At 74.3% G+C, this 25,455-nt stretch carries 21 protein-coding genes; 12 read left to right on the top strand and 9 right to left on the bottom strand.

Annotated elements, in window-relative coordinates:
• The first annotated feature begins 123 nt into the window (after positions 1–123).
• The 4 genes from GA0070621_RS22235 (at position 124) to GA0070621_RS22220 (ending at position 6,709) form a co-directional block, all read left to right on the top strand.
• Positions 124–918 (top strand): MBL fold metallo-hydrolase, encoded by a 795-nt coding sequence (locus GA0070621_RS22235; RefSeq protein WP_091199147.1) that lies wholly within the window; start codon positions 124–126, stop codon positions 916–918.
• Positions 915–4,493 carry an adenylate/guanylate cyclase domain-containing protein gene (locus tag GA0070621_RS22230; protein WP_091199145.1) on the top strand — a complete coding sequence of 1,193 codons (3,579 nt, stop codon included), beginning with the start codon at positions 915–917 and terminating at the stop codon, positions 4,491–4,493. Before GA0070621_RS22235 ends, GA0070621_RS22230 begins: the two co-directional genes overlap by 4 nt.
• Positions 4,494–4,699: 206 nt before the next feature.
• Positions 4,700–5,170 carry a hypothetical protein gene (locus GA0070621_RS22225; RefSeq protein ID WP_091199143.1) on the top strand — a complete coding sequence of 157 codons (471 nt, stop codon included), beginning with the start codon at positions 4,700–4,702 and terminating at the stop codon, positions 5,168–5,170.
• A gap of 30 nt (positions 5,171–5,200) precedes the next feature.
• Positions 5,201–6,709, top strand: a complete 1,509-nt coding sequence (locus tag GA0070621_RS22220; protein ID WP_091199141.1) for a serine/threonine-protein kinase — start codon at positions 5,201–5,203, stop codon at positions 6,707–6,709.
• Here GA0070621_RS22220 and GA0070621_RS22215 read toward each other — a convergent pair.
• Positions 6,696–7,085 carry a hypothetical protein gene (locus tag GA0070621_RS22215; protein ID WP_091199139.1) on the bottom strand — a complete coding sequence of 130 codons (390 nt, stop codon included), beginning with the start codon at positions 7,083–7,085 and terminating at the stop codon, positions 6,696–6,698. The two genes, GA0070621_RS22220 and GA0070621_RS22215, sit on opposite strands and share 14 nt — an antisense overlap.
• 118 nt (positions 7,086–7,203) lie before the next feature.
• Between GA0070621_RS22215 and GA0070621_RS22210 the strand changes: the two genes are divergently transcribed.
• Together GA0070621_RS22210 and GA0070621_RS22205 are read left to right on the top strand one after the other, a co-directional pair.
• Complete coding sequence (locus GA0070621_RS22210) at positions 7,204–7,668, top strand: hypothetical protein (protein ID WP_157740028.1); 465 nt, start codon at positions 7,204–7,206, stop codon at positions 7,666–7,668.
• A gap of 173 nt (positions 7,669–7,841) precedes the next feature.
• Positions 7,842–9,635 carry an alpha/beta hydrolase gene (locus GA0070621_RS22205; protein WP_091199135.1) on the top strand — a complete coding sequence of 598 codons (1,794 nt, stop codon included), beginning with the start codon at positions 7,842–7,844 and terminating at the stop codon, positions 9,633–9,635.
• A gap of 84 nt (positions 9,636–9,719) precedes the next feature.
• On the opposite strand, the gene GA0070621_RS22200 is transcribed toward GA0070621_RS22205, so the two are convergent.
• The 8 genes from GA0070621_RS22200 to GA0070621_RS22165 all read right to left on the bottom strand — a co-directional run bounded on the left by GA0070621_RS22200 (position 9,720) and on the right by GA0070621_RS22165 (position 19,968).
• Positions 9,720–10,907 carry an acyl-CoA dehydrogenase family protein gene (locus GA0070621_RS22200; RefSeq protein WP_091199133.1) on the bottom strand — a complete coding sequence of 396 codons (1,188 nt, stop codon included), beginning with the start codon at positions 10,905–10,907 and terminating at the stop codon, positions 9,720–9,722.
• Complete coding sequence (locus GA0070621_RS22195) at positions 10,904–12,952, bottom strand: acetyl/propionyl/methylcrotonyl-CoA carboxylase subunit alpha (protein ID WP_091199131.1); 2,049 nt, start codon at positions 12,950–12,952, stop codon at positions 10,904–10,906. Before GA0070621_RS22195 ends, GA0070621_RS22200 begins: the two co-directional genes overlap by 4 nt.
• A gap of 67 nt (positions 12,953–13,019) precedes the next feature.
• Positions 13,020–14,612 carry an acyl-CoA carboxylase subunit beta gene (locus tag GA0070621_RS22190; RefSeq protein ID WP_091202728.1) on the bottom strand — a complete coding sequence of 531 codons (1,593 nt, stop codon included), beginning with the start codon at positions 14,610–14,612 and terminating at the stop codon, positions 13,020–13,022.
• A gap of 181 nt (positions 14,613–14,793) precedes the next feature.
• Positions 14,794–15,963, bottom strand: coding sequence for an acyl-CoA dehydrogenase family protein (locus tag GA0070621_RS22185; RefSeq protein ID WP_091199129.1), 1,170 nt, complete (start codon positions 15,961–15,963; stop codon positions 14,794–14,796).
• The gene (locus GA0070621_RS22180) at positions 15,960–17,669 is read right to left on the bottom strand and encodes an acyclic terpene utilization AtuA family protein (RefSeq protein ID WP_091199127.1); all 1,710 of its coding nucleotides are present in this window, start codon (positions 17,667–17,669) and stop codon (positions 15,960–15,962) included. The genes GA0070621_RS22185 and GA0070621_RS22180 overlap by 4 nt, the downstream gene beginning before the upstream one ends.
• Positions 17,666–18,298 (bottom strand): TetR/AcrR family transcriptional regulator, encoded by a 633-nt coding sequence (locus GA0070621_RS22175; RefSeq protein ID WP_091199125.1) that lies wholly within the window; start codon positions 18,296–18,298, stop codon positions 17,666–17,668. The genes GA0070621_RS22180 and GA0070621_RS22175 overlap by 4 nt, the downstream gene beginning before the upstream one ends.
• Positions 18,299–18,379: 81 nt before the next feature.
• Positions 18,380–19,123: a metallophosphoesterase family protein gene (locus GA0070621_RS22170; protein WP_091199123.1), complete on the bottom strand. Its 744-nt coding sequence runs from the start codon at positions 19,121–19,123 to the stop codon at positions 18,380–18,382.
• A 167-nt stretch (positions 19,124–19,290) separates the two neighbouring features.
• Positions 19,291–19,968, bottom strand: coding sequence for a Crp/Fnr family transcriptional regulator (locus GA0070621_RS22165; RefSeq protein ID WP_007073398.1), 678 nt, complete (start codon positions 19,966–19,968; stop codon positions 19,291–19,293).
• 130 nt (positions 19,969–20,098) lie between these two features.
• On the opposite strand from GA0070621_RS22165, the gene GA0070621_RS22160 reads away from it, so the two are divergent.
• The 6 genes from GA0070621_RS22160 (at position 20,099) to GA0070621_RS22135 (ending at position 25,431) form a co-directional block, all read left to right on the top strand.
• Complete coding sequence (locus tag GA0070621_RS22160; protein WP_091199121.1) at positions 20,099–20,761, top strand: adenosylcobinamide amidohydrolase; 663 nt, start codon at positions 20,099–20,101, stop codon at positions 20,759–20,761.
• Between the two features lie 87 nt (positions 20,762–20,848).
• Entirely contained in the window at positions 20,849–22,018 is a 1,170-nt protein-coding gene (locus GA0070621_RS22155) for a CapA family protein (protein ID WP_091199119.1), read from the top strand.
• Positions 22,019–22,035: 17 nt separating this feature from the next.
• Positions 22,036–22,860: an endonuclease III gene (gene nth / locus GA0070621_RS22150; RefSeq protein ID WP_231920968.1), complete on the top strand. Its 825-nt coding sequence runs from the start codon at positions 22,036–22,038 to the stop codon at positions 22,858–22,860.
• Positions 22,857–23,465, top strand: a complete 609-nt coding sequence (locus tag GA0070621_RS22145; RefSeq protein WP_091199116.1) for a TlpA family protein disulfide reductase — start codon at positions 22,857–22,859, stop codon at positions 23,463–23,465. Before nth ends, GA0070621_RS22145 begins: the two co-directional genes overlap by 4 nt.
• A gap of 31 nt (positions 23,466–23,496) precedes the next feature.
• Positions 23,497–24,189, top strand: a complete 693-nt coding sequence (locus GA0070621_RS22140; protein ID WP_091199114.1) for an NUDIX hydrolase — start codon at positions 23,497–23,499, stop codon at positions 24,187–24,189.
• A 63-nt stretch (positions 24,190–24,252) separates the two neighbouring features.
• Positions 24,253–25,431 carry a MarP family serine protease gene (locus tag GA0070621_RS22135; protein WP_091199112.1) on the top strand — a complete coding sequence of 393 codons (1,179 nt, stop codon included), beginning with the start codon at positions 24,253–24,255 and terminating at the stop codon, positions 25,429–25,431.
• Positions 25,432–25,455 lie beyond the last annotated feature (24 nt).

Below are 25,455 nucleotides of genomic sequence, written 5' to 3'. Positions count from 1 at the left end.
CCCACCCCCACTCCCCGGCGATCTTGCGGTTTCTGCCGGGTTGAAAGCCGTGAACGACCACAAATCAGCGGCCGAAACTGCAAGATCGCGGGGAGTGGCGGGCGGGGTCGTACGATCGCTGCCATGGGTGGGCATGTGACCGGGGCGGCGGGGGCGCTCGCGGACGAGTTGCCCGGGTGGGTGACGCTGTTGCGCGCGCCGAACCCGGGGCCGATGACCCTCGACGGCACCAACACCTGGGTGCTGCGCGCCCCCGGCGCGGAGCACGCGGTCGTCGTGGACCCCGGCCCGGCCGACGAGGAGCACCTGGCCGCGATCGCGGCGCACGGGCCGGTCGACTCCGTACTGATCACCCACGGGCACCCGGACCACACCGAGGGCGCCGCGCGCCTGAGCGAGCTGCTCGGCGGCGCTCACGTCCTCGCCGCCGACCCGGCGCACAGCATCGGCGGTGAGCCGCTGGCGCCGGGTGCCGCGCTGGCCGGCGGCCTCACCATCCGGCTCGTGCCGACGCCCGGGCACACCGCCGACTCGGTCTGTTTCCTGGTCGAGCACGGCGACGAGCGGGTGGTGCTCACCGGCGACACCATCCTGGGACGGGGCACCACCGTGGTCGCCCACCCGGACGGGCACCTCGGTGACTACCTGTCGAGCCTGGAGCTGCTCTCGACGTACCGGGGGATCCCGGCGCTGCCGGGGCACGGCCCGGCGCTGGCCGACTGCGGCGCGGCGGCCGAGTTCTACCTGGCCCACCGGCGGGCCCGGCTCGACCAGGTCCGCGCCGCGGTCGCCGAGGGCGCGACCACCGCGCCCGAGGTGGTCGCCAGGGTCTACGCCGACGTCGACCGGTCGCTCTGGTGGGCGGCCGAGTGGTCGGTCCGCGCCCAGCTCGAATACCTCGGAGTGGAGCAGCCGTGACCTGCCCGGTGTGCGGGACCGTCGCCGTACCCGGCGCGCGGTTCTGCCACAACTGCGGTGCCGCGCTGCCGGCCGCCGCGACGCTGCCCGCCGCGGAGCGGCGGGTGGTCACGGTGCTCTTCGGCGATCTGTCCGACTTCACCTCCTGGTCGGAGGACCTCGACCCGGAACGGGTCGGCGCGGTCACCGACCGGGTGCTCGCCGCCCTGGCCGGCGCGGTCAAGACCTTCGGCGGGCACGTCGACAAGCTCACCGGCGACGGGATCATGGCGGTGTTCGGGGCGCCCGTCGCGCACGAGGACGACGCCGAGCGGGCGGTGCGGGCCGCGCTCTCCATGCAGCGGGCCGTCCGCCGGGTGCTCGACGACGAGCGCGGCGGTGGCGCGCCGCTCGGCCTGCGGGTCGGGCTGAACACCGGAGACGTGATCGCCGGCATCCAGGCGGCGATCGAGTACACGGTCATCGGCGACACGGTGAACACGGCCGCCCGGCTGGCCGACGCCGCCGCCGTCGGCGCGGTCTACGCGGGCGCGCGGACCGCCGCCGCCACCCGGCACGTCGCCTCCTGGCGGGCGCTGCGCCCGCTGCGGCTCAAGGGCAAGCGCGAACCGGTCGAGGCGTACGAGCTGCTGGGACTCCTGGACGCGCCGGGCACCCGGTCGGGGCTCGGCGACGAGGCCCCCTTCGTGGGCCGGGAGACCGAGATCGGCCGGGTCGCCGGCCGGCTCGCCGAGGTGATCGACCGGAGCGAGCCCCGGGTGCTGCTGATGACCGCCGAGGCGGGGATCGGCAAGTCCCGGTTCGCCGCCGAGGTGGAACGCCTCGCGGCCGGCTACGACGTCGGAGCCGGCCGGTACGCCGCGCACACCGGTGCCCGGGTGCTCTCGGTGCGCTGCGCCGCCTTCGGCGAGCGCCGCCGGCTGGCCCCCCTGGCCGATCTGGTCCGAGCGGCGGTCGGCCTGCCCAACGATGCCGCCACCGCGGTCACCCGGCCGGCTGTCGAGGAGCGGCTGCGCCGGCTGGGGCAGCGGCTGGGCCGGTTCGCCGGCGACCAGCCCCCGGTCGCCGTCGACCAGCTGCTGGCCCTGCTGGGGTACGCCGAACTCCCCGCCGCCGCCGAGAGCGGCGAATGGAACGCGGCCGCCGCGCACCCGGACGCCGAGGCGGTGCCGAACGCGGTCGCCGACCTGCTCAGCGCGCTCGCCGTCGAGGCGCCCCTGATGATCGTCGTGGACGACCTGCACGACGCCACCGCCGAGACGATCAACGCGCTCGGGTTGGCCCTGTCCCGGCTCACCGGCCCGGTGCTGGTGCTGCTGCTCGGCCGCCCCGAGCTGGTACGGACCGCCGGCGCGCTGACCCGGGTCGCGGACGCGGAGGTGCACGCGCTGCCCCCGCTGCGCGGCGCGGACGCCGCCCGGCTGCTCACCACCTACCTCGGCGGCGGCAAGCTGGCGCAGGCCGACGCCGACCGGCTGCTCGCCACCGCCCAGGGCAACCCCTTCTACCTGGCCGAGCTGGTCACCCTGCTGATGGAACGCGGGGCGCTGACCCCCGGCCCGGACCGGAACCCGCCGGTCGGCTGGCGGCTCGCCCCCGGCTCGCTGGGCAGCCGGCTGCTCTCCCGGGACCTGGCCGCCGTGCTCGCGGCGCGGATCGACGCGCTGCCGCCGGACGCCCGGTCGGTGCTGCGCGACGCCGCGGTGGTCGGCGACACCGTGCCGGCCGGCGCGCTGGAGGCGCTCCGCGAGCAGCGCGTCGGGCGGGACGGCCGCCCGGCGGCGGTGGCCGCGGTCGAGCTGGACCGGGCCGTGGAGGAGCTGCTGCAACGCCGGATGTTGCACCGCACCCGCACCGGGTACGCGTTCGCGACCCCGCTGATGCGGGAGGCCGCGTACGCCGGGGTGAGCAAGGCCGAACTGGCCGAGCGGCACGCGGCGCTGGCCCGCTGGGCCGCTCCGGAGAGCGCCGACGCCGCCGCGCCCCCGGCCGGCGGGTTCACCGAGGCCGCCCGGGACGGGTTCGTCGCCGAGCACGTCGAGCGGGCCGGGGCGCTCGCCGACGCGGTGAAGCTCCGCCCCGACGCGCCGGCCCGCGCGGTCGCCCCGCTGGGCGTGGCCGCGCTCGGCCGGGCCGCCCGCCGCGCGTTGCGCTCGGGGGAGCCGGCCCTGGCCGTCGAGTACGCCGAGCGGGCCGCCGAGCTGGCCCGGGACGGTGTGCCGCTGGCCGACCAGGTGGTGCACGCCCGGGCACTGCTCCAGGTCGGCCGCCCCCATGACGCGCTCGCCTTCGCCGAGAAGATCGCTGCCAACACCGGCGACGCGGCCACCCGGGCCGGTGCCCTGCTGCTCGCCGGGCAGGCCCACCAGACCCTCGGCGACCAGGCCCGGACGGAACGCTGCTGGCAGGAGGCGTTGCAGGTGGCCACCGCGGCCGGGCTGCCCGCGATGCGCGCCTCGGCGATGCGCCGGCTCGGCATGGCCGACTTCATCGCCGGGCGGCTGGGCCAGGCGAGCAGCCGGCTGGCCGCCTCCTACCAGGTGAGCCTCTCCGCCCGGGACCCGCGCGGGCAGGCCTGGTCGTTGCAGAACCTGGCCTGGGTCACCACCACCCGGGGCGACTTCGCCGGCACCGACGCGGTGCTCGGCCGGGCCGCCCGACTCTTCGCCGAGCTGAAGGACCCGTACGGGCGGGCCTGGCTGCGCGGCACGACCGCGTTCGCCCGGCTGCTCGCCGGCCGGTTGCGGGAGGCCTGCCGGATGGCGCGGGTGTTCCTGCCGTTCGGCGAGCGGGTCGGCGAGGCGTGGGCGGTCGGCACGCTTCGGGCGGTCGAGGCGTACGCCACCGCCGAACTGGGCGAACTGGCCGAGGCGGACCGGGGGGCGCGTCGTGCGTACCGGGAGTTCGCCGAGGTCGGCGACGACTGGGGGCAGGGTTTCGCGCTGGTCGTGCGCGGGGTGGTGGCGCGCGGGCTGGGTGCGCCGGAGCACGCCGCGGACCTGCTCACCGACGCCCTCGGGTACGCCAACCGGACGTCGCATCCGCTGCTCACCGGAATGGCCGGCACGCTGCGCGGGTTCGTGGCCCTGGAAATGGGTGACCGGGAGACCGCCGAGCGGTACGCCCGTTCGGTGCTGACCACTGTGGAGCCGCACAATCCGCAGGCCCCCGCACAGGTGGGCCCCCGGGTGCTGCTCGCCATGGCCCGGCTCGCCGCCGGTGACTCGGCGACCGCGGTGGGGCTGCTCGCCCCGGTCGCCACGGCCGCGGCGGCCACCCCGTCGCTGCTCTTCTCCCGCCGCCAGACGATGGCCCGGTACGCGTCCGCGCTGCTCGCCCACGGCCAGCGTGAGCAGGCGCTGGACTGGGCGCAGCGGGCCGTGGCCGCCCCGGCCGAGGACGTCCGCAGCCAGGTGATCGGGGCCTGCGTGCTGGCCGAGGCGCTGGCCGCGTGTGGCCGCCCGGTCGAGGCCCTCGCCAGCGCCGACGAGGCGGTCCGCCTGGCGTACGCCACCGAGCAGCGCAGCGAGCGGGCGGCCGCCGACACCCTCCGCGCCCGCCTCGTGCTCACCTGACCCACCCCGCCGCACGCCCGTCGATCGCGCAGGTTTCCGGAGACGGGGGCCGATCTCTCGGTGAACCCTTCGGGCACCGGGCGCGGGCGGGTGCGCCGCCGGCACAGGTTTGGCGGTTCCGGGGATGTGGGGTGTCGGGGGTGGCCGATAGCGTGGGGGCCCGAGGAGGGCCGTCCACGTCGGCGGTCGCGGGTGGGGGAGGAAGCATGAGGCTGCCGCGTTCGGGCGCCGGCTGGACGATGGCGGTCTTCGGCGTGCTGGCGCTGGTGCTCGGCGCGCTCGGGCTGATCTGGCCGGAGGCCCAGTTGCGCATGCTCGGCTTCGAGACGCCGGCCGAGCGGGCCCCCGGCGACTACACCGGTACGTTCCTCACCGCGTCCTCGATGGCCTCGTTCAACATGGGGGTCTACTACCTGCTCGCCGCCGCCACCGAATGGCGGCCGTTCTACCGGTTCACGGTCTGGTTCCGGCTGGTCACGTTCACCGTGTTCAGCATCGCGGTGCTCACCGAGGTGGCCCCGGGTCGGTTCTTCTCGGTGGCCGCCTGGGAGGGGCTGGGCGCGGCGGCGACGGCCGTCGGCCTGTGGTGGGACGCGCGCCGGGCGGCCACCGACGGCACGCCGGAGGATGCCGTCGCCGGGTCGGGCTCCGTACCGGCGGCTGACACGGTGCACTGAGCGACCGGAATCGTTGGGTATTTTCGACCCGTGACCGAGACCCCGCCCGGCGCCCTGCGGCTACCCATCGTGCCCGGTCTGACCGATTTGGAAGTGTTTGCCCGAGGGGGTTACGCCACCGTCTACCGGGCCACCCAGATCTCGGTGGGGCGCGAGGTCGCGGTCAAGGTGGAGAATCGCACGCTGGGCAGCGAGCGGGACCAGGCGCGTTTCCTGCGCGAGGCGCGGGCCGCCGGCAAGATGTCCTCCCATCCGCATGTGGTCGACCTCTTCGACGTCGGGGTCACCGTCGACCGGCATCCCTACCTGATCATGGAGCTGTGTGACGGGTCGTACGCGGAGCGGATGCGTACCTCGCCGCTGGGCCCGGTGGAGACCCGCGACCTCGGTGTCAAGATCGCCGACGCGCTCGCCCACTCGCACGCGGCCGGGGTGCTGCACCGGGACGTCAAACCGGCCAACATCCTCTACTCCCATTTCAACCCGGCGGTACTGGCCGACTTCGGGCTGGCGGTGCTGGCCGAGGTGCGCGACGCCTCGGTCACCCTGGAGGTGCTCACCCCGGCGTACGCGCCGCCCGAGATGTTCAACCACAGCCCGCCGTCGCCGGCGGTCGACGTCTACGCGCTCTGCGCCACCCTCTACGCGGTGATGCACGGCCGGCCGCCGCGCTGGCAGAGCGAGCGCAACCCGAGCCTGGTCACCGTGCTGGAGATGTTCAACCAGCCGATTCCCGGCCTGCCCGGGGTGCCCGACGAGCTGATCGACGTGCTGCGACTCGGCATGTCCAACGACCCGGGGGAACGGCCGTCCGCCGTCGAGCTGGGCGGCATGCTCGCCGCGCTGCCGCTCGATCCGGGGGGCGCCCCGATCAGCGGGATGCCGTTCTACGGTGTCCCGAGCACCGGTGGGCCGTACGCCGTGGGCCGGACGGGGCAGCCGGCGCCGCGCCCGGCGACGGAGGACGCCCACCCGACCGCGACCGCGCGCGACCGGCGGTGGCCGCGTCGCTGGTTCTTCGGCGGCGCGGGGGTGCTCGCGCTGGCCGCCTCCGCCGGCGCGGGAGCCTGGCTCGCCAGCGGCCTGTCGAGTGTGGAGCCGCCGACGCCGGTGGCCACCGGGATCGTCGACCCGACCGGGCCGAAGGCCCTGCCGGGCTGCGCGGCCGGGGGCGTACGCCTGCCGACCGGTGCCCGGTGCGCGTCCGAGCTGGAGTGTTTCGGGCCGGTACGACTGCGCCGCGACCGGGCCGAGGCGACCCGGGTGCCGTGCGACGGCCGGCACACCTGGGAGACGTACGCCGTGGGTGACCTGCCAGCGACGCTGGCCGACGCGGGCCACGCGGCGGTCGCCGCCAACCCGGCCGTCCAGCAGGTCTGCAACGTCCGCACATTCCAGCTCGCCAGCGGCCTCGGCGAGGCGGCCGGTTGGCATCTGGAGGTGCTGCCGCCGTCCGGTTCGGACACCGACCGCAGCTATCGCTGCCTGGCGGGGCGGGGCGTGGACGCGCTCGCCGTGCCGACCCTCACCGGTCGCTGAGCCCGTGCGCCGTCCGCTGCTGCCGGACCGCCCGCGGATCGATCGCCTCCAGCGTGTCGGCGTCCACTCCGTATCCGCCCGACGTCCGTAGGTTCCGGACGGCGCGGGGGTCCAGCGCCTCCAGGGTGTCGGCGTCCACTTCGTACCCGACGGGTGCCGGCCACTCCTCGGCCGGCGGCGGGGTGCCGGCCGGGGCGTGCCGGGCCGCGGTCACCGTCACTCCGGCGATCATCCCGAGCAGTACGCACGCCAGGGCCAGCACCACCGACAGGACGCCCTCGGGGCGCCAGACCACCAGCGTCACCAGCGCCGCCACCGCCGCCACCGACGCGACGACGGCCTTGGCTCGCGCATCGGGCTTCGGGAACGAACTCATTCGACAAGCATGGCCCAGGCTGGCCGCCTGTCAAACGCCGGCCCGGCCCGGGTCGGCGGCGCCACGGACGTGCGGGTTGAATAGCGACAAGATCAACTCGTTGGGGAGAGGAGCGTCCGTGGCTCGCGTTTCCCGGTCCCTTGCCGCGCTGCTGACGGTGGCCACACTGGCCGGTTGCGGGCCGGGCGAACCGTCGCCGGGACGTACCTGGTCCCCGCCCGATCCGGTCGCCACCGCGTCCGGTCCGACGCCTGCCCTCACCCCGCCGTCCGAGGTGGAGCGCGTCACGTTCGAGCAGGCCATGGCCCGGTACGTGACCGCGAACTACCCGAAGGGCACCCGGTACGTCGGCGACTGCGAGACCGCCAAGCCGGACCCACGCGGCGTCTGCGGATTGAAGAAGGTCACCGTGGACGCCGGTGAGGTGTGGGGAATCGGCGTCCCGTACAGCGAGTTCGACGGGTTCCTGCTGCTGGCCGAGGGCGAGGCCGGCTGGCGGGTCGCCGACGCGTACGCGCCCGCGTTCGAGGGGAGCGGCACCGGCCCGCGCCCGACGCCCTCCTGGTTCGTCGGAGTCGGATAGCCGACTCTCGAGCCGTGTCTCGCAAAAAGCGTCGAGCAAGAAGATTTCGTTACATCAGCGGGTGGTTTGTCGTACTGACCCGCGTTTGACGGACGGCCTTCGTTGGCGATGCTCCCTAGAGTGACGGGGTCGAGTCTCCTCGACCGACCCGTTCCCCACCGGAAGGCGTCCACATGCCACGTGCAATCCGGTCCCTGATAGCAACAGGGATAGCCGGCATCGTCCTCGCTGGATCGGCTGTCGCGCCCGCCACCGCGGCGTCGGCCGCAACGCCGCAGCCGTCCGCGTCCGACCGGACCAGCGCCGTCGAGGCCCGCCGGGTCGACCGCGTGCCGACCCCGAAGATCGGCTGGTACGCCTGCTACGGCTACGCCGAGTGCGCCACCGTCCGGCTGCCGCTGGACTACGACAAGCCGAAGGGCGCCACCACCGAGATCGCGGTGCTGCGGATCAAGGCCCGCGACAAGAAGCACCGGATCGGCAGCCTCTTCCTCAACCCGGGCGGCCCGGGCGGCTCCGGCACCAGCATCGCGCTCGCCGCGCCGTACTTCCTCGGCGACGACCTGCTCGACCGCTTCGACATCGTGGGCGTGGACCCGCGCGGCGTCGGCGCCAGCGACAACGTCAAGTGCTTCCGCTCGGTGAAGGACCAGACGAAGGCGTACGCCGGGCTGAACGTGGCCTTCCCGTGGACCAAGGCCGAGGAGCAGGCGTATGTCACGTCGTCCAAGGCCATCGGCAAGGGGTGCTCGACCACCGGCAAGCCGCTGACCGGCGCGGCGTCCACCGCCGAGGTGGCCCGCGACATGGACGTGCTGCGCCGCGCGGTCGGCGACAAGAAGCTCACCTACCTGGGCTTCAGCTACGGCACCGCACTCGGCCAGTACTACGCCAACATGTTCCCGGACCGGGTCCGTGCCCTCGTGGTCGACGGCGTGCTCAACCCGAACGCCTGGGTCGGCCAGGGCAAGGCCCGCGACCAGCTCCAGGAGACCCGGCTGCGCAGCGCCGACGGCGCGTACAAGGCGCTGCGCGAGATCCTGGTCCGGTGCGGCAAGGTCGGCGCGAAGCAGTGCACGCTGGCGGCCGCCGGTAACCCGGTGACCGCGTACGAGATGGTGGCGAAGCGGCTGCGCAAGAAGCCGCTGGTGATCGACGACCCGCTCTACGGGCAGTTCACGGTCAGCTACGCCGACTTCGTCGGCGCGTCCCTCGGCGCGCTGTACAGCCCGTACGGCTGGCAGGACATCGTCGGCCTCACCGAGGAACTGCTGGTGCTGACCGACCCGGCCGCCGCCAAGAAGGCTCGGACGCACGCCAGCACCGCCGTGGCCCAGCGCGCCGCGACGGCCCGCCAGCAGCGCGGCTACGACTTCCCGTACGACAACGGGCTGGAGACGTTCCTGTCGGTGGACTGCACCGACGCGTACCACCCGAAGAGCGCCGACGCCTGGCCGGCACTGGCCGCCGCGGAGGACAAGCGGGCCCCGTACTTCGGTCGGGCCTGGGCGTGGGCCACGTCGCCGTGCGCCCGCAACACCTGGACCGTGCGGGACAAGAACGCCTACACCGGGCCGTTCAACAAGCGGACCAGCGCGCCGGTGCTGGTGGTCGGCAACTACTGGGACCCGGCGACCAACTACAAGGGCGCGGTCAGCTCGGCGGCGCTGCTGCCGAACAGCCGGCTGCTCAGCAGCGACAGCTGGGGGCACACCGCGTACGGCACCTCGGACTGCGTGACCGGCGCGATCGACCGGTACCTGCTGAAGGTGAAGCTGCCGGCGAAGGGCACCGTGTGCACCGGTGACGCGCAGCCCTTCGTGGACCTGCCCGGGTGGCCGGACGAGCGGGCGGCGGCGTCGAAGAGCACCCTCGCCCAGCGGGGCGTGCCGGGCCGGGGCGAGCCGAAGCAGCTCCCGCCGGTGGTCGCGCCGCTGCCGGTGGCCGGCACGCTGGCCGTCCGCTGACGGACCCCCGGGGTATGGCGGGTGATCGGGCACCCGCCGTACCCCGGGCCGGTCGGCCCAACGCGGTGGTGCGGTGACGCACCCTCAGTAGGATCTCTCCTGGCCGAGGACGTGCTGGGCGACGAAGTTGAGGATCATCTCCCGGCTGACCGGGGCGATCCGGCCGGCCCGTACCGCGCCGAGCAGGGTGGCCACGCCGTACTCGGTGGTCATGCCGGCCCCGCCGAGCGCCTGGACGGCGGTGTCCACGGCGAGCGCGGCGGCCTCGCCGGCCGCGTACTTGGCCATGTTGCCGGAGACGCCGGCCTCCAGGTCCCGCCCGGCGTCGTACAGGGTGGCCGCCTTGTAGATCATCAGGCGGGCCAGTTCGACCTGCACCGCGGCGTGCGCGAGCGGGTGCGCGACGCCCTGGTGGGTGCCGATGCTCCGGCCGCCCCACACCTTCCGGCCGGCGGTGTACGCGCTGGCCCGCTCGATCGCGTACCGGCCGGTGCCGGCGCCCATCGCGGCCACCGTGATCCGCTCCGGATTGAGCCCGGCGAAGAGCGCCGGCAGCCCGGCGTCGAGCGACCCGCCGACCAGTGCGTCGGCGGGCAGCCGGACGTCGTCCAGGTAGAGCAGGAACTGGTTCTCCGGGGAAACGATCTCCATCTCCAGCTTCGACCTGGTCAGCCCGGGCGCGTCGGTCGGCACGATGAACAGCGCGGGCTTGAGTTTCGGCGACGCCTCCGCTGAGTCGGCCTGGCCGTCTCCGACGGCGACCCGGGCCACGACCAGGACGTGTCCCGCCTCGTCGACACCGGAGATGTAGCACTTGCGACCGGAGAGCAGCCAGTCGTCGCCGTCGCGGCGGGCCACCGTGCCGATCCGGTGGAAGTTCGAGCCGGCCTCCGGCTCGGTGATCGCGAAGACGATCTTCTGGGATCCGTCCGCGAGGCCGGGCAGGTGGCGCTTGCGCTGCTCGTCGGTGCCGTGCTTGTTGATCACGGTGGCGGCGATGGCCGGGGAGACCACGAGCAGCAGCAGTGGGCAGCCGGCCGCGGCCAGTTCCTCGCAGACGATGGCCAGTTCGGTGATGCCGCCGCCCCCGCCGCCGTACTCCGACGGGACGTTGACGCCGAGGTAGCCGAGCCGGCCGGCCTCGTGCCACAACTCGGTGGTGTGCTCGCCGGCCTTCGCCTTCGCCACGAAGTAGTCGTGGCCGTACCGGCGGCCGAGCGCCCGGACGGCATCGCGGAGTTGGGCCTGCTCCGGGGTCGGGTCGAAGTTCATCGCGGGTCCTCCTCGGGGATGGACGGCCCCAGGTCGCGGCCCGGCGCCGAGCCGGAGCCGTCCACCACGGCCAGCACGGCGCCGGTGTCGACCTGGGCGCCGGCCGGCACCGGCAGCCCGGTGACCACGCCGTCGGCCGGGGCCAGCACGGGATGCTCGAGCTTCATCGCCTCCAGGGTCAGCAGCAGGTCACCGGCGGCGACCCGCTGGCCGACCTCGACGTACACCCGGGTCACCGCGCCGGGCAGCGGCGCGACCAGCGACCCGGCCGCCGGCTCCGCGGTGGGCAGCGGGAAACGCGGCAGCTCGGTGAGGCTCGTCGACCCGTCCGGGCCGTCCACGAAGACCGCCGACCCCACCCGGTGTACGCGGAACACCCGCCGCACCCCGGCCACGTCGAGCACCACCCGGTCCGGGGTGGCCTCGACCAGGGTCGGCCCCGCGTCGCCGGCCGAGGCAACGTTGGGGGTGGCGGTCGTCGGTGCCGGGGTGTGCGACGCGGAACACTCGGCCAGCGCACCCGTGCGGTCCAACCGGTACCGCACCTCGATTTCGCTGCCGTCTGGCCCGGTGAAGCGGGTGACCTGGGGAAACGCCGGCACGTTCCGCCAGCCGGACGGCAGCCCGCCCAGCACGCCGGCCGCCGCTCGCCGCCCGGCGGCCGAGGCGAGCGCGGCAGCCAGCGCGGCGAGCCGGAACTGGTCGGCGGGAAGCAGCGGGGCGAAGACCTCCGGATGCCGGTCGAGGAATCCGGTGTCGATCTCCACTGCGCCGAACTCCCGGCTACGCAGCACCCGGACCAGCAGGTCCCGGTTGGTGGCGACGCCGTGCAACTCGGCCCGGGCCAGGGCCGCGGCGAGGGCCCGGGCCGCCTCGGCACGGGTGGACGCCCAGACGATCACCTTGGCCAGCATCGAGTCGTAGTGCACGCTCACCGTCGAGCCGTCGGTGACGCCGGAGTCCAGCCGCAGGCCCTTCGTCGTGGTGAACTCGCCGGCCACCCCGGGGATCGCGAACCGGTGCAGGGTGCCGGTCGCCGGGCGGTGGCCCTGGGCCGGGTCCTCGGCGCAGAGCCGTACCTCGATCGCGTGTCCGTCGGGCGTCGGCGTCGCCACCAGCGGCTCGCCCTCGGCGACCAGCAGTTGCAGCCGTACCAGGTCCAGCCCGGTGACGAGTTCGGTCACCGGGTGTTCCACCTGGAGGCGGGTGTTCATCTCCAGGAAGTGGATCTCTCCGTCGGGTGCGAGCAGGAACTCGACGGTGCCCGCGCCGACGTAGTCGACCGCCCGGCCGGCCGTCACCGCCGCCTCGTGCAGCCGCTGCCGTACCCGCGGCGGGACGACCGCCGGGGCCTCCTCGACGAGTTTCTGGTGCCGGCGCTGGATCGAACACTCGCGGGTTCCCAGGGCCACCACCGTGCCGTGGGTGTCGCCGAAGATCTGCACCTCGACGTGCCGGCCGCGCTCGACGTACCGCTCGATGAAGACCCTGCCGTCGCCGAACGCCGCAGCCGCCTCGCGGCGTGCGGCGGCGACGGCCTCGGTGATCCCGGCCGCGTCCCGGACCACCCGCATGCCCCGCCCGCCGCCGCCCGCGGCGGCCTTGACCAGGACCGGAAAGCCGGTCACCTGACCGGCGTCGGTCCAGGTCGGCAGCATCGGCACGCCCGCGTCGGCGAGCAGCGTCTTCGCCGCGAGCTTGTCGCCCATCGCCGCGATCGCCTTCGCCGGCGGACCGACCCAGGTCAGCCCGGCACCGGTCACCGCCCCGGCGAACCCGGCGTGCTCCGCGAGGAAGCCGTAACCCGGGTGGACGGCGTCCGCGCCGGATCGCCGGGCCGCGTCCAGGAGCAGGTCGATCCGCAGGTACGTCTCGGCCGGCGTGTTCCCCGGCAGGCGTACGGCCCGGTCGGCCTCGGCGACGAAGGGCGCGTCGGCGTCCGCGTCCGAGTGCACGGCCACCGTACCGACGCCGAGCGCGCGGCAGGTGGCGAAGATCCGCCGGGCGATCTCCCCCCGGTTGGCCACGAGCAGCCTTGAGATCACGGGGAATGCACCTGCCCTTCGTTCGCGACCGCGGGACTCCGCTTCGCTGCGTTCCTCGCGCTCACGGCTACATCCGGAAGACGCCGAAGCCGGCGGCGCCCTGGACCGGTCCGTTGTGGATCGCCGACAGGCAGAGCCCGAGGACGGTACGGGTGTCCCGAGGGTCGATCACCCCGTCGTCGTAGAGCCGGCCGGAGAGGAACAGCGCCCCCGACTGGGACTCGATCTGCTGCTCGACCATCGCCCGCATGGCGGCGTCGGAGTCCTCGTCGTACTCCCGGCCCCGGGCGGCGGCGGCCTGCCGGGCCACGATGGACAGCACCCCGGCGAGCTGCGCCGGCCCCATCACCGCCGACCTGGCGTTCGGCCACGTGAAGAGGAACCTCGGCTCGTACGCCCGGCCGCACATGCCGTAGTTGCCGGCACCGTAGGAGGCGCCCAGGTTGACCGTCAGGTGCGGCACCGTCGAGTTCGCCACCGCGTTGATCATCAGGGCCCCGTGCTTGATGATGCCGCGCTGCTCGTACTCGGTGCCGACCATGTAGCCGGTGGTGTTCTGGAGGAAGACCAGCGGGGTGTCGGTGGCGTTGGCGAGCTGGATGAACTGGGCCGCCTTCTGCGCCTCCTCGCTGAACAGCACGCCCCGGGCGTTGGCCAGCACGCCGACGGGATACCCGTGCAGCTCGCCCCAGCCGGTGACCAGCGCGCCGCCGTACGCCGACTTGAACTCGTCGAACTCGCTGCCGTCCAGCACCCGGGCCAGCACCTCGCGCGGGTCGAAGGGCACCTTCAGGTCGGCGCTGGCGATGCCGAGCAGCTCCTCCGGGTCGTACCTCGGTGGCGGCGGGCAGGTGGTGCGCGGCGGCGGGCCCTGCTTGCGCCAGTTGAACCGGCGTACGCACTGCCGGGCCAGCCGGATGCCGTCGCGCTCGTCCTCGGCGAGAAAGTCGGCGAGACCCGACCGGGTGGCGTGCATGGCCGCCCCGCCCAGCGACTCGTCGTCGGTGACCTCGCCGGTGGCCATCCTCACCAGCGGCGGTCCGGCCAGGTACACCTGGGACCGGTCCCGGATCATGATGGTGAGGTCCGACATCCCGGGCACGTACGCCCCGCCGGCGGTGGCGTTGCCGAAGACCACGCTGACCGTGGGGATCCGCGCCGCGGAGAGCCGGGTCAGGTCGCGGAACACCCGGCCGCCGGGGATGAAGATCTCCGCCTGGCTGGGCAGGTCGGCGCCGGCCGACTCGACCAGGTTGACCATCGGCAGCCGGTTGGCCAAAGCGATCTCGCCGGCCCGCCGGGTCTTGGCGAGCGACCACGGGTTCACCGCGCCGCCGCGTACGGTCGGGTCGTTGGCGACGACCAGGCACTCCACGCCCTCGACCACGCCGATGCCGGTCACCACGCCGGCCCCGACCGGGAAGTCGGTGCCGTACCCGGCCACCGGCGACAGCTCCAGGAACGGGCTGTCCGGGTCGAGCAGCAGTTCGATCCGCTCCTGGGGCAGCAGCTTGCCCCGCCGGTGGTGCCGGGTCACGTACTTCTCGCCACCGCCGGCCCGCGCCTGGTCCAGCGCGCCGTCCAGTTCGGCGAGCCGCTCCAGCAGAGCCGCCCGGTTGGCCTGGTAGGCGGGTGAGGCCGGGTCGACCGCGCTGTCCAGCGCGTTTACGGGGCCCCCTTCGTTCGGGGCTGCGGGGCTCGCAGACCCGGCTCGCTCCTCGCCCTCACAGGGCCCCTTCGTTCGGGGCTGCGGGGCTCGCAAACCCGGCTCGCTCCTCGCCCTCACAGGGCCTTCTTCGTTCGGGGCTGCGGGGCTCGCAGACCCGGCTCGCTCCTCGCCCTCACAGGCCCATGCCCTTCGCGACGATCTCGTTCAGGATCTCGGTGGTGCCGCCGCCGATGCTGAGGATGCGGGCGTCCCGGTAGTGCCGTTCCACTTCGGCGTCGCGCAGGTAGCCGAAGCCGCCGTGCAGTTGCAGCGCCGCGTCGACCACGTGGTCGCAGGCGGCCACCGCCACGTTCTTGGCCATCGCCACCTCGGTCACCACCGGCTGCTTGGCCGCGACCCGGACGGCCACGTCGTGCACGTACGCGCGGGCGGCCTCGGCGCGGGTGTGCATCTCGGCCAGCCGGTGCCGGATCAGTTGCCGGCTGGCCAGCGGCTGGCCGAAGGTGGACCGCTCCCGGCACCACTTCACGGCCAGCTCGACGCAGCGCTGCGCCGTGGCGTACGCCTGGGTGGCCAGCGACAGTCGCTCGGCGGCGAACTGCTGCATGATCGCCAGGAAGCCGGTGTCCTCCGGGCCGATCCGGTTCGCCACCGGCACCCGTACGTCGGTGAAGGAGAGCTCGGCGGTGTCCGAGCAGTGCCAGCCCAGCTTCTCCAGCCGCCGGCCGACGGTGAACCCGGGCGTGCCCTTCTCGATCACCAGGAGGGAGAGCGTCCCGCTGCCGGGGAAGTCGGCGCAGACCGCCGTGGTCACGAAGTCGGCGCGTACGCCGCTGGTGATGTACGTCTTCGACCCGTTCACCACGTAGTGGTCGCCGTCCCGGCGGGCGCAGGTGCGGATGCCCGCCACGTCGGAGCCGCCGTCCGGCTCGGTGATCGCCAGCGCGCCGATCATCGTCCCGGCCAGGGTGGGTCGGACGTACCGGTCGATGAGATGCTGCGGACCGGCGGCCGCTGAGCCTGCCTTGTCGCCGCAGGCGGCGACGATGTGCGGCAGCGCGATGCCGTGCGTGAAGAGCGCCGCGACCAGCCCCGATGAGCCGCCCGAGCGGATGATCTCCTCGGTCACCACGATCGAGTCGAGCAGGTCGCCGCCGCTGCCGCCCACCGACTCGGGGAAGCCGACGCCGAGCAGCCCGATCTTCGCGGCGGTGGCGTGCAGGTCCCGGGGCACCTCGCCGGCCCGCTCCCACTCGTCCAGGTGGGGCAGCACCTCCCGGGTCACGAAGGCCCGGGTCAGCTCGCGGAGCTGTCGCCGTTCCGGGGTGTCCACGATGGTCACGGGTGTTCCTCCTCGGCGGGGGCGGGCAGGTCCGCGGGCAGGTCGACCAGCCGGGAGCGGAGCAGCTCGCCGAGCGCCTTGGCCTGCGGGTCGAACCGGGTGGAGGCGGCCACCCCCGGCCCGAGCAGCCCGCGGATCACGAAGTTGACCGCGCGCAGGTTCGGCAGCTCGTAACGCTCGACGGCCAGCCGGGCGGTCTCCGGCAGCAGCTCGGCCAGCCGTTCGACGGTGAGCCAGCCGCGCAGCCACGGCCAGGTCGCGTCGGCGCGGGCCCAGACGCCGAGGTTCGCGTCCCCGCCCTTGTCCCCCGACCGCGCCCCGACCAGCTCACCGAGCGGCGCGCGCCGGGTCTGGCCGGCGTCGCGCGGCCGTCCGGCCGCCGCCGGCTCCGGGTCGCCCTCGACGGCGGCGTCCCCCCCGCTCGCCGTCCGGACCGGGGGAGGGACCGGCAGCCGGGTGCCGTCGGGCAGCACGGCGACGTGGGCGACCGCGTCCTGCGGCACCGTGTCGGCGGTGAACACCCCGTAGGGCGTCGCGTCGCCGGGCGGGGTGGTCAGCGTGCAGCCCGGGTAGGAGGCCAGCGCCAGCTCCACCGCCGCCGCCGAGAAGGCCCGCCCGGCCCGCGCCCGGTCGCCGTCCCGCAGATGTACGTGCAGCAGCGCGCTCGCCGCCTCGGTGTCCGCGGCGTCCGGATGATCGGTACGGGCCAGTACGAACGCCAGCCCCTCCGGGCCGACCGCCGCTGTCAACTGTCCCCGGACCAGGGCCGCCTTGGCCGGGATGTCCAGCCCGCAGAGCACGAAGGTCATCGAGTTGCGGAAGCCGCCCAGGTTGTTGACGCCCACCTTCAGGGTGGCCGGCGGTGGCGTGCCCCGGACCCCGCTGACCCGTACCCGGTCCGGGCCGTCCGGGCGCAGTCGCACCGTGTCCAGCCGGGTCACCACGTCCGGCCCGAGGTACGCCGGCCCGCCCACCTCGTACAGCAGTTGGGCGGTGACCGTCTCGACGGTGACCGCGCCCCCGGTGCCGGGGTGCTTGGTGAGCACCGACGAGCCGTCCGGGTGGATCTCCGCGATCGGGAAGCCGGGTCGGTGCCCGCCGTCGGGCAACTCGGTGAAGAAGCTGAAGTTGCCGCCGGTGACCTGCGCCCCGCACTCGATCAGATGCCCGGCGACGGTGGCGCCGGCCAGCGCGTCCAGGTCGTCCCGGCCCCAGCCGAAGCGGGCGATGGCCGGGCCGACGGCCAGCGAGGCGTCGGTGACCCGGCCGGTGACCACGACGTCCGCCCCCGCGTCGAGGCAGGCCGCGATCCCGAACGCCCCCAGGTACGCGTTGGCGGTCAGCGCGTCCGGCCGGGCGAGCGCGTCGCCCTCGACGTACCCGATCCGGACGCTGAGGCCGAGCCGGTCGGCGAGCGCGGTGATCGCGGCGGCCAGGCCGGCGGGGTTGAGCCCGCCGGCGTTGGTCACCAGCTTGACCCCGCGGTCCAGCGCCGTGCCGAGGCAGCCCTCCAGTTGGCGGAGGAACGTCTTCGCGTAGCCGAGTGCGGGGTCGCGCATTCGGTCCCGGCCGAGGATCAGCATGGTCAGCTCGGCCAGGTAGTCACCGGTCAGCACGTCCAGCTCGCCGCCGTCGAGCATCTCCCGCCAGGCGGTGCGCCGGTCGCCGTAGAAGCCGGAGGCGTTGCCGACCCGCAGGACGCTCATCCCACCACCCCGGCCCGTTCGTCGTCGGGCGCGAGCAGGACGGCGAGCTGGCGCTTCCAGGTGCGCAGCAGGGCGGTACGGCGGGCCGTGTCGTCGCTGAGCAGGTTGGCCACGCCGAGGCCGCGCAGCAGGTCGAGGGTGGCCTGCACCGCCTCGCGTACGCCGGGCCGGCGCTCGTCCACGCCGAGCAGCGTGACGGTCAGCCGGTGCATCTCGCGGCCGACCCGGGCTTCGAGGGGCACCAGGGCGTCGCGCAGCTCGCGGTCGGTACGGGCGGCCACCCACAGCTCCAGGGCGGCGACGAAGAGCGGCCCGGTGAAGGCGGCGGCGAGGAGGTCGACCACCCGGTCGAGCCGGCGCGGGCCGGCCGGCAGCGCCTCGGCCTCGGTCCGCAGCTCCCGGGCCCGGCGTTCGGTGAGGTGAGCGACGGCGGCGGTGACCAGAGCCGCCTTGGTCGGGTAGTGGTGCAGCTGGGCACCCCGGGAAACGCCGGCCCGGGTCGCCACCAGGGTCGTCGTCGTGCCGGACCAGCCGCGCTCGACCAGGCACTCGACGGTCGCCTCCAGCAGCCGGGTCCGGGTGGCGCGGCTGCGTTCCTGCCGAGCGACGCGGGTCGATGCGGCGGGCACGGGGTCAGCCTGCCGCCGACGAAACAAACAGTCAAGACTGACTTTTTCGGTGCCGGACCCGGCGGGACGGCTCCGGAGGCGTCAGCGGCCGTCGAGCGGGCCGAAGACGACGAGCGCGTCCGCGTCCGAGTGGCGGGAGCGCAGGTACTCGTCGGCCCAGGCGGCGGCGTCCGGGTACGTCGACTCGGCCGCCACCCGGGCGCAGGCGGCGTCCACGTCGTACCGGGTCCGGCGCAGTTGCACGCCCGGGCCGAGCAGCGCCCACCAGGCGCCCACCCCGCCGTACGGCATGCCGATGCTGCCCGGATTGACCACCAGGCGGCGGTCGACGAGCCGGGTGAACGGCATGTGGGTGTGCCCGCAGACCACCGTCCCCACCTCGGCCGGTAGGCCGGCGAAGACCTCGAACCAGCGTGCCGTCCGCGAGTCCACGAGCACGACCTCCTCGTCGTCCCGGGGCGTCGCGTGGCAGAAGAGCACCTCGCCGAGACCGGCGACCGGCAGCGTGACGGTCAGCGGCAGCGCGGCCAGCCGGGCCACCTGGTCGTCCCGGAGCTGGCTGGCGGCCCAGTTGGAGACGTCGTGCGGGGAGGGTCGGCCGGCCCGCGCCTCGACCAGCTCCCGCTCGCAGTTGCCGCCGACCCAGCAGGCCCGGTCACCGAGCGCGGCGAGCCGGTCCAGCACCTCGACCGGTTGCGGGCCGCTGGCGATGTCACCGGTGATCACGATCAGGTCCGCACCGGCGACGTCCGGTTCGGCGAGTACGGCCTCCAGCGCCGGCAGCGCGCCGTGGATGTCGGAGAGGACTGCGACACGTTCGATCATGATCCCAGCGTCCCGGGTGGGTGATCGTGGGTCCAGGAATTCTGCGCCGGGCAGACGTCCCCGGGATGACCGGCCGGCCTACGTGCGGCGGTCCAGATCGCGGCGGGCGGGAACGGGACCGGCCCGGACGCGCTGGGCGGCCGGGCCGGGATGCTCGTGCGGGGAGGTCAGACCCGGGCGCGGCGGGCCAGGCGCTCCGGGTCGAGGATGATGATGCTCTTGCCGTCCAGCCGCAGCCAGCCGCGCGAGGCGAAGTCCGCCAGGGCCTTGTTGACGGTCTCCCGGGACGCGCCGACCAGCTGGGCGATCTCCTCCTGGGTCAGGTCGTGGGTCACCCGCAGCACGCCACCGTCGCGGGTGCCGAACCGGCCGGCCATCTGGAGCAGGTTCTTGGCGACCCGGCCCGGCACGTCCGTGAAGATCAGGTCGGCCAGCGAGTCGTTGGTCCGGCGGAGCCGGCGGGCGAGCACCCGCAGCAGCTGCTCGGCGATCTCCGGCCGGTTGTTCAGCCACGGCCGCAGGGCCTGCTTACGCAGCCGTACCAGCCGGGTGTCGGTGACCGCGGTGGCCGTCGCCGTACGCGGGCCGGGGTCGAAGAGCGACAGCTCACCGACCATGTCCGACGGGCCCATCACGGCGATCAGGTTCTGCCGGCCGTCCGCCGCGCGGCGACCCACCTTGATCTTGCCGGACAGGAGGATGTAGAGGCTGTCGCCGGGTTCGCCCTCGTTGAAGACGACCTCGCCCTTGCGGACCTCGATCGTCTCCATCTCCTTGGCGAGCGCCTCGGCAGCCTCCGGGTCGACACCCTGGAAGATCCCGCTGCGGGCCAGTACCTCGTCCATCGCGCACCTCCGCCTGCGCGTGCCGTCCGTCGGCCGGGTCCGCCGTCCGCTGATCCCCTCGCGCGCCGCCAGTCTAGGCGCACATGAGCAGGAATCAGAGGTGCACCCCTCGGATCGTAGGCTCTGGGACGTGCTGAGCGAGCCATTCCTGACCACCCGTGACGAGGACGGATGGAACATCCCATTGCTCGTCTGGCGTGCCGAGGCGCCGCTGCTGGCGGTCGGCACCGCCCCGCTCGGCGGCGGCATCGGCGTACGCCGGTGGGTGGTGAACGCGACCGTGCCGATGTCGTACGACCGGGACGACCCGGCGGAGCACCTGGCCGAGCTGGCCGACGGCCTGGGCCTGGCCGGACCCGGGGTGGGGCTGCTGACCGGGGTCGACGTGGCCGAGGTCGTGGCGCGGGCCGACACCGGCGTACGGGTCTGGGCGACGGTCGGGCTCGGCACCCCGGTCTGGGCCGCCGCGCCCGCGCCCGCGACCCCGGCCCAGCGGGTCGGCACGGTCAACATCGTGGTGTACGTCCCGGCCCGGCTCGGCGAGGCCGCCCTGGTCAACGCGGTGGCGACGGCCACCGAGGCGAAGGCGCAGGCGATCTGGGAGCTGGGGTTGCCGGCCACCGGCACGCCCACGGACGCGGTCACCGTGCTCTGCCCGGCCGACGGCGAGCCCGCCCCGTACGGCGGCCCCCGGTCGACCTGGGGCGCCCCGCTGGCCCGGGCCGTGCACGCGGCCGTCCGGTCCGGTGGCGCCGGCGCCGTCGTGCCCTGGTCCGACCGCCGGGCGGGCTGAGCCGGAGGGCGTCCCCGCTCGACCGGCCGGCTATTCCGACCGATCGGCCATCGTCAGACCGACGCTCGGACGGTACCGTCGCGGACGATGTACGCTCCCGCCCTCTCCGCGTCCCGTGCCCGTCCTCGCCGGGTCGCCGCCCTCGGCATGCTGCTGTTCGCACTGCTCGTCGCCGGCTGCGGCGACGCCGGCGGCGGCAGCGGCCCGGTCTGGCAGGCGGGCGGCGGCGGGCCCACCGGCTCGACGGCCCCCGTCGAGGCCGCCCAGCCCGCCCAGCCGGACGAGTCCCCGAAGGCCGTCTCGCTGGCCGCGACCGGCGACGTGATCATGGGCAATGCCCCGTCCCGGCTGCCGGCCAACGGAGGCAAGGGCTTCTTCGACGGCGTCAAGGCCGCGCTCAAGGGCGACCTGGTGATGGGCAACCTGGAGGAGCCGCTCACCGAGGACACCGGCACCGGCAAGTGCGCGGCCGACGCGACGAACTGCTACCAGTTCCGGGCGCCCCCCGGCTACGCGGCGCACCTGCGCTCCGCCGGGTTCCAGCTGCTCAACCAGGCCAACAACCACGGGTACGACTACGGCCCGCGGGGCTACGAGAACACCCAGGCCGCGCTGGAGGAACACGGACTCAAGCACACCGGCGCGCCCGGCGAGATCACCGTGGTCGAGGTGAAGGGCGTGAAGGTCGCGGTGCTGGGCTTCTCGTCGTACCCGTGGTCGAACAGCCTGACCGACATCGAGGCGGCCAAGAAGGTGGTCGCGCTGGCCACCGAGCAGGCCGACCTGGTCGTGGTGCAGGTGCACATGGGGGCCGAGGGCTCGGACAAGACTCACGTCAAGCCGGGCACCGAGATGTTCTACGGAGAGAACCGGGGCGACCCGATCCGCTTCTCGCACGCCGTGATCGACGCGGGCGCCGACCTGGTCGTCGGGCACGGCCCGCACGTGCTGCGCGGCATGGAGTTCTACAAGGGGCGGCTGATCGCGTACAGCCTGGGCAACTTCGCGGGCGGCGGGAATTCGCTGAACAGCTCCGGCCGGCTCGGCTGGGGCGGCGTGCTGAAGGTCTCGCTCGCGGCGGACGGCAGCTTCGTCGACGGCGAGTTCACCTCGACGGTGATGAACGGCGCGGGGCGGCCGGCGATCGACTCGCAGCACCGTGGCCTCGGGCTGGTCCGACAGATGAGCCAGGCCGACTTCCCGAAGTCCGGTGCCCGGCTCGACAGCGACGGCCGGATCACCGCGCCGGGCGCGTAGCGGGGCCGCTGCCGCGCGTGGGCCGCGCCGGGAGGTCGTACGGGCGACGTAGGCTGGCCGGCGTGACCAAGAGTTCCCCCGAGACCGACCTCGGCCGTACGCGCCGCGCCCGGCGGATCGGCCGGGCGCTGACCGAGACCCATCCCGACGCGCACTGTGAACTCGACCACTCCAACGCGCTGGAGCTGTCGGTCGCCACCATCCTGTCCGCGCAGTGCACGGACAAGAAGGTCAACGAGGTCACCCCGAAGCTCTTCGCCCGCTACCGCACCGCCGCCGACTACGCCGGGGCGGACCGGACCGAGCTGGAGGAGATGATCCGGCCGACCGGGTTCTACCGCAACAAGACCAGCTCGCTGATCAACCTCGGCCGCGCCCTCTGCGACCGGTACGACGGTGAGGTCCCGCGCCGGCTGGCCGACCTGGTCACCCTGCCCGGCATCGGCCGCAAGACCGCCAACGTGATCCTCGGCAACGCCTTCGGGGTCCCCGGCATCACCGTCGACACCCACTTCCAGCGGCTGGTACGTCGGTGGAACCTGACCGCCGAGACCGACCCGGTCAAGATCGAGCACGCCGTCGGCGCGCTGTACCCGAAGCGCGACTGGACGATGCTGTCGCACCGGGTCATCTTCCACGGGCGGCGGGTCTGCCACGCCCGCAAGCCCGCCTGCGGCGCCTGCACGCTGATGAAGCTCTGCCCGTCGTACGGCACCGGGCCTACCGACCCGACCGTGGCGGTCAAGCTGCTCAAGGGGCCGCGCGCCCGGGACCTCGCCGCGGCGGCCGGCATCGACCCGGAGCTGGTGCCACAGCAGGCGGTCGCGGCGGAGGTGCCGTGAACCGGTTCGCGTACCTTCTCGTCCCGCTGCTGCTGGCGGCCGCCGGCTGCACCGCGGCCGAGGAGCAGCCGACGGGCCGGGCCGCGGCGAACCGGGCCGAGCGTCCCTCGCCGTTCGCCGACTGCGCCACGCTGACCGCCGCGCCGGCCTCGGCCGCACCGACGCCGAGCGGCACCCCCGGTGAGCGGTTGCCCGAGCTGACCCTCGCCTGCTTCACCGGGGGCGCCCCGGTCTCGCTGGGCGACGTGAAGGGCCCGGCGGTGATCAATGTCTGGGCGTCCTGGTGCCCGCCCTGCCGCAAGGAGCTGCCCGCCTTCCAGCGGCTCAGCGAGCGGGCCGCCGGCCGGTTCCAGGTGATCGGGGTGAACAGCCAGGACAGCCGCAGCGGGGCACAGTCCATCGGCGAGGACTTCGGCGTCCGCTTTCCCATGCTGGTCGACCAGGGGGACGCGTTCGAGCGGGCGCTCGAACGCCGGGCCTTCCCGCTGACCGTGCTCGTCGACGCGGACGGCCGGATCCGGCACACCGACTCTTCCGGCGCGCTGGACGACGCCCGCCTCACCGAACTGGTCCGCGAGCATCTCGGCGTGGAGGTGCGGTCGTGACCGGCTGCGCCCCCGGGGCGGGGCTGGGATCGTGACCCGTCAGCCCCCGGCGTGGCTGGACCCGCTGCTCGGCCGGCTCGGCACCGCCCGCGCCGAGGACTTCACCAGGCTGACCACCCCGGAACGGGGCGGCCGGGAGAGCGCCGTGCTGGTGCTGCTCGGTGAGCAGCCCGGGGCCGGTGCGGACGTGCTGCTCCTGCAACGCGCCGCCACGCTGCGCAACCACGCCGGGCAGCCGGCCTTTCCCGGCGGCGCGGCCGACCCGGAGGACGCCGACGCCAGCGCCACCGCGCTACGGGAGGCGAACGAGGAGGTCGGACTCGACCCGGCCAGCGTCACCGTGCTCGCCGAACTGCCGAAGCTGTGGATCCCGGTCAGCGACTTCGTGGTCACCCCGGTGCTCGCCTGGTGGCACGCCCCGCACCCGGTGCGTCCGTGCGAGCCGGCCGAGGTGGCGCACGTCGCCCGGCTGCCCGTCAGCGAGCTGGTCGACCCCGAGAACCGGATGCGGGTACGCCACCCGAGCGGCTGGATCGGCCCGGCCTTCTCGGTACGCGGCATGCTGGTCTGGGGCTTCACCGCCGGGGTGCTCAACACGCTGCTGGAGATGGGGGGCTGGGCCCGCCCGTGGCCGCGTTCCCGGGTGGTGGAGCTGCCGCCGACCGGGGCCGCGCCGGCGCCTTCGGCCGGCACCGACGCGGTCGACGAGAGCCCGGTACGCTGATCCGGCGGTCACGTTCCGCGAGCGATGGGCCACGCCCGTGGCCGGGGCCCGTACCCTTGACGGGTGTCCGCCGTGGATCTCGTACTGCTGCTGCTCATGCTCGTGTTCGCGATCAGCGGATACCGCCAGGGCTTCGCCATCGGGGCGCTGTCGCTCTCCGGGTTCTTCCTTGGCGTGCTGATCGGCCTCCAGGTCGGCCCGCTGGTCGCCCGGCAGTTCACCGACAGCGGGACCCGGGTGCTGATCTCCCTGGTGGCGATCTTCGGGCTGGCCGTGCTGGGGCAGGCGCTGGCCGGCTGGATCGGCTCCCACCTGCGCCAGACCATCACCAACGACCTGGTCAAGCGGCTCGACGACATCGGCGGCGCGATCGTCTCGGCCGTCGCGGTCATGCTGGTGGTGTGGCTGGTCGCGGTGCCGCTCGGCTCCTCGTCGGTGCCCTGGGTGGCCTCGTCGGTGCGCAACAGCGCCCTGCTCACCGTGATCGACCGGATCCTGCCGGACAAGGCGCAGCAGCTCTCCACGGCGCTGCGTGACACGGTCGACACCAACGGCTTCCCGGACGTCTTCGGCAAACTCTCGCCGACCCGCGCCCGCCAGGTCTCCCCGCCCGACCCGACGCTGGCCGGCTCGCAGGTGGTGGCGAACAGCCAGCGGTCGGTGGTGAAGGTGCTGGGCTCCGCGCCGAGCTGCGCCCGCCGCATCGAGGGCTCCGGCTTCGTGTACGCCGACGACCGGGTGATGACCAACGCGCACGTGGTGGCGGGCACCCGCTCGGTGGCGGTCGAGCTGCGCGGCGAGCGGTACGACGGCGAGGTGGTCGTCTACGACCCGCAGCGGGACCTGGCCGTGCTGCACGTGCCGGGACTGCCCGGGCCGTCGCTGCGTTTCGCGGCCGGCCAGGCCGGCACCGGGGCGGACGCCATCGTGCTGGGCTTCCCCCTCGACGGCCCGTACGACGCCCGTCCGGCCCGGGTCCGCGACGTCGACCGGATCACCGGGCCGGACATCTACTCCTCGAAGGACGTGACCCGGGAGATCTACACGATCCGGGCGCTGGTCCGCAGCGGCAACTCGGGCGGCCCGCTGGTCTCCGCGAACGGGCTGGTGCTCGGGGTCATCTTCGCGGCGGCGGCCGACGATCCGAACACCGGCTTCGCGGTGACCGCCGCCGAGGCCCGGCCGGTGGCCCTCGCTGGCGCGGAGCGTACCCGGGCGGTCGGCACCGGCGACTGCACCTGAGCGGCCCGACGGCGCCGGACCGGC

Origin of the sequence: Micromonospora narathiwatensis (genome assembly GCF_900089605.1) — a bacterium.
In the GTDB taxonomy this organism is placed as follows: Bacteria; Actinomycetota; Actinomycetes; order Mycobacteriales; family Micromonosporaceae; genus Micromonospora; species Micromonospora narathiwatensis.
This window is presented reverse-complemented; position numbering and strand designations above follow the sequence as displayed.

Bases quoted from the DNA above. Each gene is read 5' to 3' on its own strand.
- GA0070621_RS22235 (WP_091199147.1), top strand. From the start codon at position 124: ATGGGTGGGCATGTGACCGGGGCGGCGGGGGCGCTCGCGGACGAGTTG.
- GA0070621_RS22225 (WP_091199143.1), top strand. From the start codon at position 4,700: ATGAGGCTGCCGCGTTCGGGCGCCGGCTGGACGATGGCGGTCTTCGGC.
- GA0070621_RS22215 (WP_091199139.1), bottom strand. From the start codon at position 7,085: ATGAGTTCGTTCCCGAAGCCCGATGCGCGAGCCAAGGCCGTCGTCGCG.
- GA0070621_RS22205 (WP_091199135.1), top strand. From the start codon at position 7,842: ATGCCACGTGCAATCCGGTCCCTGATAGCAACAGGGATAGCCGGCATC.
- GA0070621_RS22200 (WP_091199133.1), bottom strand. From the start codon at position 10,907: ATGAACTTCGACCCGACCCCGGAGCAGGCCCAACTCCGCGATGCCGTC.
- GA0070621_RS22180 (WP_091199127.1), bottom strand. From the start codon at position 17,669: ATGAGCGTCCTGCGGGTCGGCAACGCCTCCGGCTTCTACGGCGACCGG.
- GA0070621_RS22170 (WP_091199123.1), bottom strand. From the start codon at position 19,123: ATGATCGAACGTGTCGCAGTCCTCTCCGACATCCACGGCGCGCTGCCG.
- GA0070621_RS22165 (WP_007073398.1), bottom strand. From the start codon at position 19,968: ATGGACGAGGTACTGGCCCGCAGCGGGATCTTCCAGGGTGTCGACCCG.
- GA0070621_RS22155 (WP_091199119.1), top strand. From the start codon at position 20,849: ATGTACGCTCCCGCCCTCTCCGCGTCCCGTGCCCGTCCTCGCCGGGTC.